Consider the following 14913-nt stretch of genomic DNA (forward strand, 5'->3'; position numbering starts at 1 on the left):
AATATAATTATGGGAAGTTTATTTTACTGTATTATTACATTTACTTGTTTTTTTGAATTCTGAAATAACATCGCGAAGCATAAAGTTCCATGAATCATCATCTTCTAGTCTGCGTTCATATTCATCACAGATCTTATCGATATCATCTTCTGTTATTTCTGACTCGTTTATTTCTTCCAGCTTGGTTTTTACATCTTCGATATGGTACATTCTATCTACAGCCTGAGAAAGAGTAAGCGCATCGCTGTATGACAAGAACATTTTCGGTGTACCGGGCCTTTGAAGCATAAAACCTTCTTTATGTGTAGTAATTGTAATCATGTAATTTACTCCTCTTTATTATTTGTAAATTTCATCCAGCATTTTTTTGAGCTGTTTTTTATCATTATCTGAATCATAACGGACATCAGAAGGAATGTTTTTTGCAATATTAAGAAATTTTTGTTCGATTGTTATTGTGGGAATGTTTCCGTCAGCCAGCCACACCATTATATGATAATCATGACACTGAATTAGAACTCCATAATGATTCTCCATAGCATTGAATGAGATGCTTTCAATATTATCTTCTGACAGATCATTATCTTCTATTGTTTTTAACGCAACTGCTTTAACAATACACTCTGGTGAATCTTCACTTTCCACATAGAAATCTACTGCATCTTCTGCATCGTAGTTATCTGAAACGTAAATATGATACTTCATTATATTTTTCCTCCTAGTCATACAGCTTGTCGCATTTTTCAAACTCATGAATACTTATAAAGCTATCTTCATGATCTTCTTCATATTCCTCACAAAGAGGATAAAAATCTTCGAGTTTATTGAATGTTGATTTGAAGAATTCATTTAGTATCGCTATAGCTTCTTCTTTTGTACTGTAACCGCCGATATCTTCTATATCATCATCACCGTAAGCATCAATATATATCTCTTCGTATAAAAAATCTCTGTAATTATGTGGGTCATATTTCCAATAGATATCGCATCCGCCTTCTTCAGCCATGAATGAAAATCCTACAGAAGTTAGATTTAACGCTTTGATTACAAGTTCCCACATTTTGCCCATAGGTACCCATGCTGTTTCAGTATATACATCAAAACAATAATCGTCATTATTACTGCTTGTTATATCACCGATCTCAGTAACTGTACCCCGGCATCTTACATTTTTTGACGAGTCTCCATTATCGATCCTATCTTTGAATCCGGCACCGATTAATATGTTTCCAAGCCACGGATCTCCAAAATCCGTTTTCATCGTTGAGGATGAAGTCCATTCTGTAATTTTACTGTGAAGTGTTTCAATTTGTTCTTTATTTCCGTGAAAACGAAAATCTGTGCTACACCAGTTCGGCATAATAATTCCTCCGTATATAAAAAAGTAATCCAATTATTAAACAACTCCAGTTATCAATAATTAGATCCTATAGTAATTATAATTGAAAACTACGGTCAATATAATTAAAAGAAGGCTTGTCGAGTGTGCAAGCCTTACCACAAATTATAGTCCAAATAATATTTTTGATACATATTATGATTGAGTAATGTGTTTTAGGTAAAAATGCAGGAGAAGTTCTGAATAGTTCAGAGTGGCAGCGAACCTCCTTCACTTATAAATTCTGATTTGGTTTATCTTAGCAACCTAACACGCTTGAATACTGATAGCCGTCCTCAACAGACGGCTATCAGCCTCTTTTCCTGCATACCCACAATCCAGCAAACTGAACTTCGTTTCCATTTTCTTTATCTCCGAATTCAAGGTCGTTCTTTTTGTAATGATTTAAGAGTCTTTCGCTGCTGAAAAGTTTTTCTCATTTAGCTCTAATCTTTCCAGTAGCAATACAGGCATCCAGAAGGACATCTTTTCTTATGAGTGAGCAATTCTGTCTTCCCTGCGCAGCAAAGGCATCCTTTTCTCTGAAAGCCACCTTCTTTTATATAAAATGTATTAAGTCCGAGTATTTCGTAATCTTTTTTGCTGATACAACCTGTTTTGCCCGGAAGATCCTCTGCACAAGCTTCAAAATCAAAGAACATTGAATACCTCTCAATATAATTTCTTACATTATTGAGCATATATTCAGGAGCTTTAAAGCTCTCAAAAGGAACTTTTCCAAATACAGCTCTGATCCGTTCTTTAGTATGAGGGTACATGTCTATGACTGAATACCTAACTCTATCAATATTTGCATCAAAAAATAACTCCCATACCCAGGCAACTCTTTTTAAGCCTGCCTCAGTTGGAATAATGGGGTCAGTTCTTAATACTATCTGTTTTTCAGGAAATCCTTTTGAAATAAGCTCCATAACCCCGGAATATACTTCTTGAGCCTTCGGAACATACGGCTCCATTTTTGTACCACCGTATCCTGTACAGGTTACATGCAGAATGATTTTCTCTCTGTTTTTCAATAGTAATTCAATAAGTTTTTGGTTTTTCGAAGTTAAGTGCTTGGTGATTATTATATTGCCGTCTAAAAGCTTGTCAGCCCAACTATAATCAAGGCCTGCATCGCCGGCTTCTGTGATTCCAAATTTTATCATTTTTTATCCTCCTATCTGAACTACTCAATTTGTTTTGACTCCATTTATCAAAGGTGTTCCTGTATTTATTATAAAAGAAAAACAGCTGTAATAAAAAAAAGGTTCGCAGAGCGAACCTTAAGAAAAATCATATGAAGAATTCAGCAAACACAATAAATGTTAAGATCAAATAATATCTGTTCTATATAGTCTTTTTTATAACCGCCATGTGATTCTCCCTCAAAAGCTATTACCGGCTTGCCGTTAGCCTCAGTTATGTTAAATGCACATTCAAGCTCTTTATTGTAATACATCGCATTCCATTAATTATTTTCATCAAAAGGCTTTGACGAAAATGATAATGGAAAAGGCTAAGGATTATCCTGAGTCTGAATATGAAACGAGATAACAGAAATAGGGCGATGAGTTAATCGCCCTATTTTTAATAATTGAGAGTTGCTTAGATTTTGGTATGATTCTTCTTGGCATCATTGAGAAGATAGTTAGAATGTGATGTGTTTGAATCGCGCCAGTAGTGTACTGCGTCCGAACCATCAACCACAATATGTCCGTGACCAGGACCATCACCGGTAGGTCCTCCATAGTATATATCGCACTTTCCACTTCCATCGTTACGTTCAACTATTTTTGCTATCTTTCCCTGAAATGTACCGTCGTATGTACTCATAATAAAATACCTCCAATACTTTGAATATATTGTCATCATATAATTTTAAACTGCTCTTCAGCGTTTCAAAAATCTCAGATTGCAGCAGTCGTCACAAATCTGATGTCCATAATATGGAACTTCACCACGCCACCAGCATTTACAGAAATGTTTATTATCTTCTGGAATAAACGCTCCACAATTTTTACAATTTCCAGATCCATCACAAATATGTTTTCCATTAGCACAGTCTTGATCTTTTTTTTTTCTGAGCTAATGCCTTGTTTTTGTAAAATTCAGTTTCAAGTCTTTTTAAATCCTCTCTTTCTCTTACATTCTCCATTATCACACTTGACACTATAATAATGATAATAATTATTATAATAAATACCATCATTTCAATCCTCCTCTGTCTTTCTTATTTAGTTTTAACTAATTTTATTTTCCAGTATAAAAAAACTACAATCGATTAATAAAATCTTTATATCCATCAACATCATTCAGTTCCGGGTATGTCTTGAGAACAATTTCAAGCATCTTATACGCTTTGCTTGACTTATCCATATTTAGACACTTGGTTCCTGCAATTACCCAATTTGGCGGCCTAACTTTTTGGTTTATGCAGTTTTCAAGACGAGTAAGGCAGTTTTCTATGCATAACTCAATAATAAATCTTGAAAGATAGCTGTCAAGCTTCTGATCAAGAATATGAACATTAGCAGGAACTATAGTGGTAGAAAAGATTGTTTTGTTATTCTTGAACCAATACTTCATATTAAGTTTATCTGCTATATATCTGCTTTGTTTCTCATCCAATCCATCAGCTTCAAAATAGAAGTCTTTACTGTCAATAAGCAACGCCTTTATATAAAATCGGCGAATACTATATATCAGTGCTGTCAATTCTTTCATTTTACCATGCTCCTCATTTCATGTTAATATATTGTAAATTGCTTAACATCCTATTACAACTTGAAAATCAAATGTGATTGTGATATAATGATTTTGATTTATGATTCTGAAAGACGATATATTGTTTCTGTACCAGTATCATAGCAGATATTCTTTTTTTTGACAATGAAATTTCGACTACTCAAAACTACTCAGGCCTACTCCGGTATACAATCGTTATTTTTAAGGATGTGATTAAATGCATAAAATAGATGGATGCAATAGAGATAATGTAAAAGTTGTTTTGTATGATTTATATTATATTCTGTCAGGTGTTTTAGCATATGATGAATCGATCGTATTCGAAAAATACACAACGAGTTATTATGATGATGAAATTCGTAACATATCTTTTTTCAAATCAAAAGAATATACACCAATCAAACTAAATAAAGGCGAGATTATTGATTTCGTATGCTATCATTTATTATCTGGAAAAGATCATCCACTTAATACAATGAATTATAATACAGTGAAAAATTATGCAACGCCTAAAGGCGATGGAAAAAACAATCCTTCTGATTTTTTTATGGGATATCTAATCGATGAAGAAGGCGTAGATAGATTGACATCCGTTTTGATTGAGACGTTTGAAATGAGTATGGACGAATTTAAGTCAAAACTTAAATTTAAAAACTTTGTAGAAAAGTATAATCTCAAAGATACAGACAATTTGGAAAAATTGTTCCATGCAGTATCTGGGCATCTCGCTGCGCTTATCAACGAAGGAGCTTTTATGTATTCAATGACCGACATAAAGGCAATCGAGATAGTTTATAATGATAATAAACCCGATGATAAAAAAGACAACGTATTATTTTCAAATGATATGTTGTCTACTGCAGCGGATGATAAAGCTGAAGTAGATAAATTTATAAATGATTATTATTATGAAGAAGATAAGGAGTGCATGGAACTTGGGCTGGGAGAAGTTATACATATGACAAATTACAGAACATACTATCGTTATCAAATCATTGAAATCGCAAAAACTGGATATAAAATAGAGTTTGATGCATTTTACAATGTTATTGCTCTCAAAAAAATAGAATATAATTCATTTAGAAACACTGGTTCCGGAACTTATGTAAATGATAATATTCTTGTTCCAGAATGGTTTACAAATATACCGCATGGTAAATGCAAGTTTTATTTTATTGACGGCATGTATTATGAGTTTGAAATAGCAGAAGATAATACAATTTATAGAAATTCAATAACAAAATATCCTATTGAAGAAATGATGGATCCTGTCCATTTAGATTTATCTTGTGACAAGATGAGAATTGAATTTTATAAAACTATGATGTATTTCAATATCAAATTTTGCTTAGAGAATCGTAGCGAATAAGCTAAACCCATTTACGAGATTCCCCCATGATAAACTTGTACTGCTTAGATAAAAAAATAACAGAATAAAAGCAAAATCTAAAACTACAAAAGGCAAGGGAAAGGACTTTCTTGTGCTGTTGGAGGTTATCATTAAAATAGCCCCGCAAAAGCGAGGCTCAACAAAACTAAATCACTTTAAAATCGTATACTCCTCTATACAAATTTTCTGCAAAGAGGTTATATGCATTATTGCAAGCTTCATTATAGTCGTCGAATTTACCGTAATATTCAGCGAATCCGTTTGTGAAAATCAGTTTGATCTTGTACATTTTTAATTTCCTCCGTTTTTTTATACTAAAATTTCAAATTCCTTAGGTAATCTTTTTTTGCTACAATAAGAATGGCTTCTGGCATCATACCACCATGGTGTCTTGAACTGATAAGCAGGAGAACGCTTTTCAAGGGTTATATATTCCCCGTTAGGAGCCTTAAAGCGAATCCTTGTTCCTATCGGCAATTTTGAGGGGTTATTGGCTGTTTTTTTACTTTCTGCGTATTTTCTGCATCTTTCTCTCCATTCATTAGCATATTCACTGGTTGTAGGAGTGAGCAGCTTAATTATTCCCATCGGACAATGATCCTCACATGGGCCACAGGTTTCTTCCATCTCCTTAAAATTGAAATTGAACCATTCATTGTTGTCTACTGACGTTAAGATAACAAAACCGACTACTCTTCTTTCATTTTCAGGGATCTCGACAAGCTCCTCAGGCTTATAGCTGCTGCCTTCAGGCCATTTCTTGCATATGGCCACAGCTGCATAATATACTCTGCCAAGTACTGTTGATTTCAATACCTTGAATCGTCCGTGATCATGTGCAAAAAGGTCGTCACATTCAGCCTTTACGTCAACAACTGTGCGATATCCTTTTTTCTTGTAAAAATTAGCATGTGTTCCTGTCCAACCCATAATGAGTCCTCCTTCGTAATTGCTTCGATAATAAATGTGATATAAAGTAAAAAAAATGATCTAGTATGACTCCAATTATCAACACTAAATCCTAAATGTATTATAATAGAAAAAAGGGATCAATAATAACAGCCCTGCCAAAAAGCAGGGCTGTAAAACAAAGTCAGTATTCTAAGCAAAATCAACGATTATTCCCTTTTTGCCATCTTCTTTTTCACCGTATGTCACCGTACAGGAAAAACTATTTCCTGTTCTGTTTGAAACCGCGTCAGTAATTTCAACCTCTCCGCCGGCTTCAAGTATCATCTTTTCCTCATCGGTGAAAGTGTGTCCGCTCCATGAATCAGGAACTGTTTCCTCTTTTTCAAAGCCCACAAAAGGATGTCCGTTGTATTCCTGTTCCGTCAGTTTTCCCTTTACAGAATAAATCGTGTTGTTTTTGGATACAAGGTTTTCGATTTCTATAGTATCTCCGTTTAAGAGGCTTGATACCTCTTCATCGGTGAACCTATGACCGTTCCAAACCCTCGTAAAGGTTATCTCTTCTCCTGTAACAGCCCATACACCGGATACCTTTTCCTTTTTTTCTCCATTGTTATTTCCGGCAAATCCGGTCATATCGAAGCCTATAAATTTGACTCCGTTATATTCCAGATTTGCCAGATGGCCGGTAACTCCATACTTGGACTTGTCTTTCTGAGAAACGATGCCATTGATAGTTATATCCTTACCGTCAAGAAGATCTTTTACTTCCTTGTCAGTAAACCTATGGCCGCGCCATTCTCTTGTGAATGAGATCTCCTTGTTTGTTACGCTCCACACGCCGGAAGCTCTTTCCTTGTTCTTGACCTTCTCTGTGTTGCTCTTGTTTTCAGACATAATTTTCATTTCCTTTCATTGTTTTATACTTTTGATTCAGTTGTAATCATCTTCAAGATATGTATAATCCTCCTCGTCTCCATTCCTGTTCCCATTCAGAGAAAAAATACTGTGAGACTCTGCTATAACTTCAGAAATATAATCATGATCATTTTTGACTATATCTTTCAGAAACGCCACCAAGTCGTTTTCTAAATCAATTCCATTTTCTATTTACTACACTCGCACTTCGGCTCTGAATGCAGCACATCAGTACCCCCCGCTTTCTGCACCCATAAGATACAGGTGGATATTCTCGCCGTCCCACTCAACACGACGCACCAAGCAGCGTATAACATCACGCTTTTTCATAACATCTAATGTGTCAATAGTTTTAGTGAATGACGACAGCATATCCGCAAGGCTTTGATACTGCTCGTCGGTTTTCTTTTCAGTCAGCCTGTCGATTTCTGCCTGCAAATCAGCGAATGTCTCATTCAAACTCTTCTGTGAATTTCTTAGCAGTTTCATCAGCTCCGAATCGTCCTCGCCCAGGTGCTTTATCTCATCGCATATCTGACGGTCAAGCTCGTTGCCGTTAATTCGCTTATTATCGCACTTGAGACCGTGACTTCTTTCTTTGAGCTCGCAAAGGTAATCATATACCTTCTCGCCCTGCTTGTTGACCCTTGATGAAAGCTTTGGGCGCATAAAGCTTCCACAGCACGCACAAAACAGCAGTCCCGACAGAAGTGCAGTATTGCTCTTGGGCTTTCGGTATGCCTTGTCCCTGTTCTTTTCAAGCAGATGCTGTACCTCTACCCAGCGCTTGCCCTCGATAATGCCCTCGTGTTTGCCAACAGCCACTATCCACTCGCTTGGAGCTTTCTGCTTCATTGACCTCCCCTTTTTCTGTATGGTCTTGTTGTACGCCATAATACCGTGAATGCCGTCAAAGTCATCGTGTGAACTGTACAACTGCATATCTTTTTCGTTCAAATATACCCATGTATCCTCGTCAGCAATGGCATACACAGGGTTTTGCAGAATGGTCTTAATGGCAAACCTCGAAAGCGTGTTGCCCTTTTTCGACTTGAAATCATTATTGAGCAGATAGGTCTCCACCTTAGTAATAGAACGCAGTTCAACAAACTTAGTGAACACCAGCCTGACAAGCTCTGCCTCTTCGGGATTTTTCTCCAGCATTCTCGCCTTATGTATCTTGCCATCAACCGTCATACTGCCTACGGTCTCGGCACTCCTGTAACCCGTTGGCGGATTGCCGCCCAACCACCGTCCCGACTTGGCAAGCTCATGCATATTGTCGGTTATTCTCTCTGCAATAATGTCACGCTCCAGCTGTGCAAAAACCGAGCTTATCATCATCATAGCCCTGCCCATAGGCGAGGTATCATCAATGTTGTCGCTGACCGAACGAAAACAAACGCTGTGTTCTTTCAGCTCCTCATAGGTGTTCACAAAGTCCGATGTGTTGCGGCTTATCCTGTCAAGACGGTAGCAAATAACCAACTGAAACTCACCATTGCGGCAGCGCTCCATCATCTCCTGAAATTTTGGACGCTTGGTGTTGCCACCCGAAAAGCCCTCATCCTCGAACTCCACAATGTCCTCATCAACTACATCATATTTGCTTTTCAACGCCCGCCTGCATATCTCAATCTGGTTTTCAATGCTCTCACCTTTGCCGGTGAATTTGAATTTGCGGCTGTAAATTGCGTATTTTCTGTTATCAGGCATATTATTGCTCCCTCGTTTCGTTATATTTGTTTAGGATAGATAATGACGCTTTTATGTATTCTTTATTGATGAGCATGTTTTCGTCCTCCTTCTATGCTTTGTATTTATTATATAAGTTTTGTCGGTAAATAAAAATTATATATAGTACATGTAAGCATCTCGTATATTTTTCTGCTATAATTATACTAGAAAATTACTTTCAATAAAAAAACATCTCCATAATAATGAAGATGTTTTTTAAAGTATTACTGGAAGCTACAATCAAACATTATACCCGTAACCTGCTTAGAATCGATTTCCAGCGTTGCAAAAGACGTTTTACTGATAACGTCCCTATTCTTGGTAATAGCCATTCCGCGAGCAATTGCTAAAGCCTTCACTACCTGGTTTGTTGCTGCGGCTCCAACTGCTGTTATCTCAACTTTTTCACTGTTACCGCTGAGTGCAGAGACGATTGCCCATGCAAGGTTCTTAGGAGTTGTTTTTGCTGATGCTTTCAGTCTTGTGATAGAATTATTCATTCATAATTCTCCTTTCATGATTTAATATTGTTTGGTTGTTTATTTGAAAGCTTTGTACTCTTATTATATAAGAAAATTATTGAAAATAAAAAAAATTGCCTCGCTTTATATTTTTTTTAGGAATTTTTATATACAGTTCGATTTTTACGCAAAAATATTTATTAAGAACAGTACAGTAAAAAACTGCCACATTTCTGCGGCAGTCTAACTGAATACTATATTCTATTGATTCAAACCGAGTTTTTGATTACATCGGACAATTCGGAACAATAACAAGTTATTTTATGATTCGTTATATACTCCTTCAGCTCCGCACTTTGTACAAGTCCAGATATTATCAACATCAGGGCGATGCATAACATCACAGCATTCCTTAACTACGCTTATAAATTCGCCTTCACTGTCAACTTCCCAGTCCTGTGTGACATGAGCAGTAGTGACAAAAGTTGTGTTTGTCCCGCAATTTGGGCATATCATTCTTCCTTGCAGACTTCCCATTTTTATTATATCCTCCTAATAAAGATCCTGTTACCTGAAAAACCACGATCAAGCAGATTTTTGATCTCACCATCAGACAAATCAAAAACAGGAATATTATTAATTTTTATATCCTCAACAAAAACGTGAGAACACCACCAAATGAGATGATCGTTAATAGCTTCCTCTATTGTATTTTCATCACCGCTGCAATAACTACAGCATTCTCTCAGCTCATTTACCGCTTCTTCGTATGTGCTAAATTCTTTGAGCGGAAGCCTGTGTTTCCAGCAATCTGCACGATACTTCCCTTCTACAAAGCTAATTTCTGTGTATCCGTAATCTTTTTCTTCGTCATTTTCAATGATATCAAATTCATCATCAAATACGCTGCTTGGTTTAATTTCTACAGAATCTTCATTGATGGGATAGCAGGAGATCGAATCTTTACCTGTTCTATAAAGCTTTCTTACATATGGTATTTCAATTATCTCTACCTTATCTACTTCAAGACATATCCCTAGACCGCTTCCGTTGTTCCATTTTGCGTGAACAGTCCCAACGTCATCAACTTCAGTGACAGTACCGCAGGTATTATCCGGAACAGGATGATATGGATCATCCATGTGAATTAGCTTCACTCTAGTTCCCGGGAGATATTTTTCTTTGATCGATTTTACGTCTAACATTTTTATTCCTCCGTATTATAATATTCGGTCTGCGACTCCATTTTATCAATAAGCGTAAACCTAAAATAATTATACAAGAAAACTTATCAAGATAATTTCATTCCGGATGAAATCTTTCATTGATTTGTAATTTGAAAAAGCAAAACACATCCATTCTATTACGAACAGATGTGTTGCAAGTTTTTTCTATTTCAGAGTTTTCTTCCCTTTTATATTCGCAGCTATCACTACAATATCAGTAATATTCACTTTTCCGTCTTCGTTTACGTCAACTCTGAGCAAGTCATCTTTTGAGTCAATGATCTTTCTGCCTTTTATATGAGCTGCTGCAAGAGTTATATCAGTTATGTTGATTTTTCCATCTCCGTTAACATCTCCCTTTGACAACGTTGTTCCTTCTACTATGCTGAATGTCTTTGTTACAGTACCCTGGTAATTACCCTTGAACTTGATCAATGCCGTAGCTGTTCCGATCTTAACGTTGTTAGAATACTCTACAGTATAATCTATACCATAAAGTACAGCTCTTCCATCAGAAAGGCGAATTTTATCATTGAACGGAGTTGCAGCTTTTCCGGTATAACCGACGCTGATAGGTGATCCTTTAATTTCATTGATTTTTGCGGGGACAATATTGAACCGGATATACGAAGTTCCTGTATAGTTTCCTATTCCTTTAATTGTGAAATTACCTGCAAGAAAACCTACTGCAGTGTTAGAACCATAGGTTATAGTATAATCTTCATCCTTTTTCAGAGTGATCTCCTTGCCGTTTCTATCGGTTATTACCAATGTGGGATTCGGAGTTATCTGTCTGCCGGTATACTCTTTGTCTCCAACGCTGTAATCACTGAAATTTAAAACGATCTTGCCGTTTTTCTGTGTAGTTCCGTTTGCCGTACAGGAACCTATGTATGAGCCGATGCCATACACTACTATTTCATAGCTAATAGTAGTGATCCCATTTTTTTCAGTTTCCCCGGTTTTAGTGACTGTGTAAGTGTAATCTGTGTTTTGAGCAAGTGTTTTACCGTTATCCATAACGATAAGCTTCACGAATTCGCCTTTTGAGAAAACCGGAGTGATACTGCAGGCGGAAATGTTTTTCTTTGTCGTGTCGGAAATTTTGTGATTCTCTATTTTATAGGAGAAGCTTCCTGCATAATTTCCCACACCTATAAATGTGCAGTTATAGGTTCTGTAAGTAACTCCGGACTTAGTAACATCTGATGTATTTATTACGATCTTATAATCTTTGTTTTCAGTAAGGATTTTACCGTTGTGTTTAACAACAAATACAGGGTTTTCGCCTTTATACGTCGGTTCGCTTACTTCACATTCAATAAAATTGATCTTATTATTTTCATCATCTACAGAGTTTATGAACGTCCTGGAGGTTTTACCAACATAGTTTCCTAAGCCCTGTATCTCAACAGTAAAAGAATATTCTATACCTCCGGAGATCTTTTTGTTGCTGCTGGAAGTTCTGAGCACCTTATAGTCAACATTTTCCTTAAGTTCCACACCGTTGTACTTGAATTTATATGCCGGAACAGCCTCATTTTTTGAGTAGTCAGTCGTGGCCTTGAATTTACCGGTGTCAGTGATATCGAAGATAACAGAGGATTTTATGAACAGATCAGAAAGAACTGTGTCTGACGTTACTCCTTTGTTGTATATAACGGCATAATAGTTCCCTGCCGGCACTTTTGTCAGTTTGATCTGACCTACCTCGTTAGCTTTTCCTGTATAATCATATCTTCCCCTAACAATTCCACTTGAATCCACAAAAAGAAGCGACACTTTTTTTGATGCTGCCGTCATGCTCAAAGTTATATCACCCTGCTTTGCCAGTTTTACTTTCAATCCACAATACGTAGGTGAGTTGTTTTTCAGAGTAGCCGGATTATATACCGGCCCGAAGCTCATTACATCACTATCCATAAGATAAATATCTGTTACGTCTATCTTTTCTGCAGAAGCATCAGGAAAATTAGCATTAATAGCTTTAGAACTGTATAAATACGCTTCTGTATCATTTTCCTCAGCTGATACGGCTGTTGTCATCGAAAGCATCATCGTTAATGATAAAATGCTTGTCAAAAGTTTATTTGTCTTGGAATTCATAATAATCGTCCTTTCGTTTTCTTTATATTTTATCCTCACACTTCTTTTTAGGATGCATCTATATAATAGCAGAAAATTTCCTGCGATAAAAACGCACGGCTAAAAAAATTTCTCTAATAGAAAAAAATCTAGTATAATATAAATATAAAAGATAAAAGAAGAGGTAATAACATGTCGATCAATAATTATAGATTTTCTCCTGCGTATAAACATAATGACTGGGCATCTTTAAAGGACGATTTAACGGTTCTCATAAAAGCTCAAAACCCAACTATAGATCAATCGTTTTACGCATCTTTAGCAAGCGAATTAGAACCTGATAATTATCCGTACTATACAAACAAATATAAATGCGAGATCACTCGGGATCATCTCGTTGATGTTTCCATTAGCAGCCACTCCGATGGTCTGCACCGTGGTTTTATAACCTTCTGTTTACCGGAATTCTTGCAAAAAGCAATAAAAATGCAGTTTTTACACAACGACAACTCAAAAGTTGTTTGTTATAAAATATGTTCTTCAAATTCAAGTGCATCTCTATCCTTTTATAATACCGCCAAGGAAACTCAAAGAAAAGTTTTTCATCTTCAAGGTGATCCTGATGACAGGATCTATGTAAATACACGAGAAAATCCGTATTCATACAGCCAGCATATAATAATGGACAACAAGCATCTTTCTATTTATGATAACACAAAAAGCAAGTACCTTGGAGTAAACGTATTATCAGTTACAGACCAAAGAAACGTCGTATCCGAAAAAGTAGAAATCCTGCAAATCAAATTTAGTTATTCAGATTATAATGATCAAACTATAATAGAAAAAATCATTGATCTCTTAAGTTTTATCACAACCGATAATATGTGGTTTGCATCTAAAATATAGGGTCGCCTGACGATTTTGCCGCCTAACGCGTGACTTTAGTCATGAGTTAGGCGGCATTTCTAGACATTCTGTTGTGCATGGTCGAGGGTATGTATATTCATTGTAATACCATATCGTAAGAGCTACCAAATACAGGAAGTCCTGATCATATACTTCGTCTTGTAAACTGTAAGCCTCAATTAAGAATGTCAGATACTATAATTCTTAAGTGAAAGACAGCTAAGTGAGTAAGATTAGCTGTCTTTCTGCATCTTAAACGTAACCGCCAACCACCCCCAGCCAATGACAAAGTTAGCAAAGAATGATATAATTACTCTGAAGGCAAATCGAAACCTGAAAGGAGTAAGATATCATGGGAAGAATACGCGAGATAAAAAAGCAGGTGCGTCACAAAGAATGGGCGGCAATGGTACAGGAATGTCAGAGCAGCGGAAAGAAAGTCGAAGAATGGTGCAATGAGAACGGCATCAATATCAGTACCTACTACAAAAGGTTGAATGTGATCAGAACCGAGCTTATCGAAGAAAGCGAAAATCAGAGTATCGTTCCGGTAAGTGTTTCCGCTGCTGTTTCGGATGCGAGCAATTCGGTTATCGCGAATGCAGTGAAGAAATGCAGTTGTGAGGATAAGATAATGATGCGCAAGAACGGCATCGAGATCGAGCTGCCTCAGAATATATCCGGAGATATTGTGCTCGCATTGCTTCGGGGACTGAGCCAATGCTGAAAGAACTGTCAGCTGCCAATATCTACATCGTGTGCGGGCATACGGATATGAGAAAATCTATTGATGGCCTTGCTGCTATCGTACAGCGGAAGTTTGATCTCGACTTATTCTCGGATAGCCTGTTCCTGTTCTGCGGAAGGCGCAGGGATCGACTGAAAGCACTATTGTGGGAGGGTGACGGTTTTCTGCTGTTCTACAAACGGCTTGAAAATGGTCGTTTCAACTGGCCACGCAATGAGCAGGAAGTAAGGGATATTACGAGAGAGCAATTCATATGGCTGATGCAGGGGCTGTCTATCGACCAGCCGAAAGCAATAAAAAAGATCAGCGGTGGTGTGGATATATGCTGAATATCCAACACTAAATCTGCACATAAATGTTGACAATATTTCTCTGCCCGGAAAGCAGTGAAAAGCGTTCTTTTT

The 14913-nt window shown here is 36.7% G+C and carries 20 protein-coding genes; 4 read left to right on the forward strand and 16 right to left on the reverse strand.

Translation table 11 applies throughout. The features are described from left to right. Positions 1-18: 18 nt before the first annotated feature. The 9 genes from N773_RS0117555 to N773_RS0117600 all read right to left on the reverse strand — a co-directional run bounded on the left by N773_RS0117555 (position 19) and on the right by N773_RS0117600 (position 4105). A complete protein-coding gene (locus N773_RS0117555) occupies positions 19-321 on the reverse strand; it encodes a hypothetical protein (protein WP_024858969.1) in 303 nt (100 codons plus the stop codon). Between the two features lie 18 nt (positions 322-339). Further along, positions 340-705: a hypothetical protein gene (locus N773_RS0117560; RefSeq protein ID WP_024858970.1), complete on the reverse strand. Its 366-nt coding sequence runs from the start codon at positions 703-705 to the stop codon at positions 340-342. 13 nt (positions 706-718) lie between these two features. Continuing rightward, positions 719-1360 carry a hypothetical protein gene (locus N773_RS0117565; protein WP_024858971.1) on the reverse strand — a complete coding sequence of 214 codons (642 nt, stop codon included), beginning with the start codon at positions 1358-1360 and terminating at the stop codon, positions 719-721. A gap of 464 nt (positions 1361-1824) precedes the next feature. Further along, positions 1825-2547, reverse strand: a complete 723-nt coding sequence (locus N773_RS0117575) for a DUF1848 family protein (protein ID WP_024858972.1) — start codon at positions 2545-2547, stop codon at positions 1825-1827. Between the two features lie 140 nt (positions 2548-2687). After that, entirely contained in the window at positions 2688-2840 is a 153-nt protein-coding gene (locus tag N773_RS22720; protein WP_196231681.1) for a hypothetical protein, read from the reverse strand. Between the two features lie 146 nt (positions 2841-2986). After that, complete coding sequence (locus N773_RS0117585; protein WP_013483618.1) at positions 2987-3214, reverse strand: hypothetical protein; 228 nt, start codon at positions 3212-3214, stop codon at positions 2987-2989. A gap of 74 nt (positions 3215-3288) precedes the next feature. Continuing rightward, positions 3289-3435 (reverse strand): hypothetical protein, encoded by a 147-nt coding sequence (locus N773_RS22725; RefSeq protein WP_196231682.1) that lies wholly within the window; start codon positions 3433-3435, stop codon positions 3289-3291. After that, on the reverse strand, positions 3435-3590 hold the full coding sequence (locus N773_RS22385) for a hypothetical protein (RefSeq protein ID WP_155250946.1): 156 nt from the start codon (positions 3588-3590) through the stop codon (positions 3435-3437). The genes N773_RS22725 and N773_RS22385 overlap by 1 nt, the downstream gene beginning before the upstream one ends. A gap of 62 nt (positions 3591-3652) precedes the next feature. Next, the gene (locus N773_RS0117600; protein WP_024858973.1) at positions 3653-4105 is read right to left on the reverse strand and encodes a hypothetical protein; all 453 of its coding nucleotides are present in this window, start codon (positions 4103-4105) and stop codon (positions 3653-3655) included. A 238-nt stretch (positions 4106-4343) separates the two neighbouring features. On the opposite strand from N773_RS0117600, the gene N773_RS0117605 reads away from it, so the two are divergent. Continuing rightward, a complete protein-coding gene (locus N773_RS0117605; protein WP_024858974.1) occupies positions 4344-5495 on the forward strand; it encodes a hypothetical protein in 1152 nt (383 codons plus the stop codon). A 330-nt stretch (positions 5496-5825) separates the two neighbouring features. On the opposite strand, the gene N773_RS0117615 is transcribed toward N773_RS0117605, so the two are convergent. The 7 genes from N773_RS0117615 to N773_RS0117650 form a co-directional block, all read right to left on the reverse strand. Beyond that, entirely contained in the window at positions 5826-6446 is a 621-nt protein-coding gene (locus N773_RS0117615) for a DUF6927 domain-containing protein (protein WP_024858975.1), read from the reverse strand. 171 nt (positions 6447-6617) lie between these two features. Next, positions 6618-7325: a DUF3945 domain-containing protein gene (locus N773_RS0117620; protein ID WP_024858976.1), complete on the reverse strand. Its 708-nt coding sequence runs from the start codon at positions 7323-7325 to the stop codon at positions 6618-6620. A 249-nt stretch (positions 7326-7574) separates the two neighbouring features. After that, positions 7575-9062 (reverse strand): recombinase family protein, encoded by a 1488-nt coding sequence (locus tag N773_RS0117630; protein WP_024858977.1) that lies wholly within the window; start codon positions 9060-9062, stop codon positions 7575-7577. A gap of 245 nt (positions 9063-9307) precedes the next feature. Continuing rightward, positions 9308-9583 (reverse strand): stage V sporulation protein S, encoded by a 276-nt coding sequence (locus N773_RS0117635; protein ID WP_013483578.1) that lies wholly within the window; start codon positions 9581-9583, stop codon positions 9308-9310. Between the two features lie 282 nt (positions 9584-9865). Continuing rightward, positions 9866-10081, reverse strand: coding sequence for a hypothetical protein (locus tag N773_RS0117640; RefSeq protein ID WP_024858978.1), 216 nt, complete (start codon positions 10079-10081; stop codon positions 9866-9868). Between the two features lie 5 nt (positions 10082-10086). Continuing rightward, on the reverse strand, positions 10087-10749 hold the full coding sequence (locus N773_RS0117645; RefSeq protein ID WP_024858979.1) for a DUF4314 domain-containing protein: 663 nt from the start codon (positions 10747-10749) through the stop codon (positions 10087-10089). Positions 10750-10935: 186 nt separating this feature from the next. Continuing rightward, the gene (locus N773_RS0117650; protein ID WP_024858980.1) at positions 10936-12876 is read right to left on the reverse strand and encodes a dockerin type I repeat-containing protein; all 1941 of its coding nucleotides are present in this window, start codon (positions 12874-12876) and stop codon (positions 10936-10938) included. Positions 12877-13047: 171 nt separating this feature from the next. On the opposite strand from N773_RS0117650, the gene N773_RS0117655 reads away from it, so the two are divergent. The 3 genes from N773_RS0117655 (at position 13048) to tnpB (ending at position 14838) form a co-directional block, all read left to right on the forward strand. Then, on the forward strand, positions 13048-13761 hold the full coding sequence (locus tag N773_RS0117655; protein ID WP_024858981.1) for a hypothetical protein: 714 nt from the start codon (positions 13048-13050) through the stop codon (positions 13759-13761). A gap of 352 nt (positions 13762-14113) precedes the next feature. Then, the gene (gene tnpA, locus N773_RS21555) at positions 14114-14488 is read left to right on the forward strand and encodes an IS66 family insertion sequence element accessory protein TnpA (protein ID WP_024855846.1); all 375 of its coding nucleotides are present in this window, start codon (positions 14114-14116) and stop codon (positions 14486-14488) included. Continuing rightward, on the forward strand, positions 14482-14838 hold the full coding sequence (gene tnpB / locus N773_RS0117665; protein ID WP_024855847.1) for an IS66 family insertion sequence element accessory protein TnpB: 357 nt from the start codon (positions 14482-14484) through the stop codon (positions 14836-14838). Before tnpA ends, tnpB begins: the two co-directional genes overlap by 7 nt. Positions 14839-14913 lie beyond the last annotated feature (75 nt).

This window comes from Ruminococcus albus AD2013, from assembly GCF_000526775.1.
Lineage (GTDB): Bacteria > Bacillota > Clostridia > Oscillospirales > Ruminococcaceae > Hominimerdicola > Hominimerdicola alba_A.

Excerpts from the sequence above, each read along its gene's own strand:
- N773_RS0117555 (WP_024858969.1), bottom strand. The coding sequence starts at position 321 with ATGATTACAATTACTACACATAAAGAAGGTTTTATGCTTCAAAGGCCC.
- N773_RS0117560 (WP_024858970.1), bottom strand. The coding sequence starts at position 705 with ATGAAGTATCATATTTACGTTTCAGATAACTACGATGCAGAAGATGCA.
- N773_RS0117565 (WP_024858971.1), bottom strand. The coding sequence starts at position 1,360 with ATGCCGAACTGGTGTAGCACAGATTTTCGTTTTCACGGAAATAAAGAA.
- N773_RS0117575 (WP_024858972.1), bottom strand. The coding sequence starts at position 2,547 with ATGATAAAATTTGGAATCACAGAAGCCGGCGATGCAGGCCTTGATTAT.
- N773_RS22720 (WP_196231681.1), bottom strand. The coding sequence starts at position 2,840 with ATGTATTACAATAAAGAGCTTGAATGTGCATTTAACATAACTGAGGCT.
- N773_RS0117585 (WP_013483618.1), bottom strand. The coding sequence starts at position 3,214 with ATGAGTACATACGACGGTACATTTCAGGGAAAGATAGCAAAAATAGTT.
- N773_RS22725 (WP_196231682.1), bottom strand. The coding sequence starts at position 3,435 with ATGGAAAACATATTTGTGATGGATCTGGAAATTGTAAAAATTGTGGAG.
- N773_RS22385 (WP_155250946.1), bottom strand. The coding sequence starts at position 3,590 with ATGATGGTATTTATTATAATAATTATTATCATTATTATAGTGTCAAGT.
- N773_RS0117600 (WP_024858973.1), bottom strand. The coding sequence starts at position 4,105 with ATGAAAGAATTGACAGCACTGATATATAGTATTCGCCGATTTTATATA.
- N773_RS0117605 (WP_024858974.1), top strand. The coding sequence starts at position 4,344 with ATGCATAAAATAGATGGATGCAATAGAGATAATGTAAAAGTTGTTTTG.
- N773_RS0117615 (WP_024858975.1), bottom strand. The coding sequence starts at position 6,446 with ATGGGTTGGACAGGAACACATGCTAATTTTTACAAGAAAAAAGGATAT.
- N773_RS0117620 (WP_024858976.1), bottom strand. The coding sequence starts at position 7,325 with ATGTCTGAAAACAAGAGCAACACAGAGAAGGTCAAGAACAAGGAAAGA.
- N773_RS0117630 (WP_024858977.1), bottom strand. The coding sequence starts at position 9,062 with ATGCCTGATAACAGAAAATACGCAATTTACAGCCGCAAATTCAAATTC.
- N773_RS0117635 (WP_013483578.1), bottom strand. The coding sequence starts at position 9,583 with ATGAATAATTCTATCACAAGACTGAAAGCATCAGCAAAAACAACTCCT.
- N773_RS0117640 (WP_024858978.1), bottom strand. The coding sequence starts at position 10,081 with ATGGGAAGTCTGCAAGGAAGAATGATATGCCCAAATTGCGGGACAAAC.
- N773_RS0117645 (WP_024858979.1), bottom strand. The coding sequence starts at position 10,749 with ATGTTAGACGTAAAATCGATCAAAGAAAAATATCTCCCGGGAACTAGA.
- N773_RS0117650 (WP_024858980.1), bottom strand. The coding sequence starts at position 12,876 with ATGAATTCCAAGACAAATAAACTTTTGACAAGCATTTTATCATTAACG.
- N773_RS0117655 (WP_024858981.1), top strand. The coding sequence starts at position 13,048 with ATGTCGATCAATAATTATAGATTTTCTCCTGCGTATAAACATAATGAC.
- tnpA (WP_024855846.1), top strand. The coding sequence starts at position 14,114 with ATGGGAAGAATACGCGAGATAAAAAAGCAGGTGCGTCACAAAGAATGG.
- tnpB (WP_024855847.1), top strand. The coding sequence starts at position 14,482 with ATGCTGAAAGAACTGTCAGCTGCCAATATCTACATCGTGTGCGGGCAT.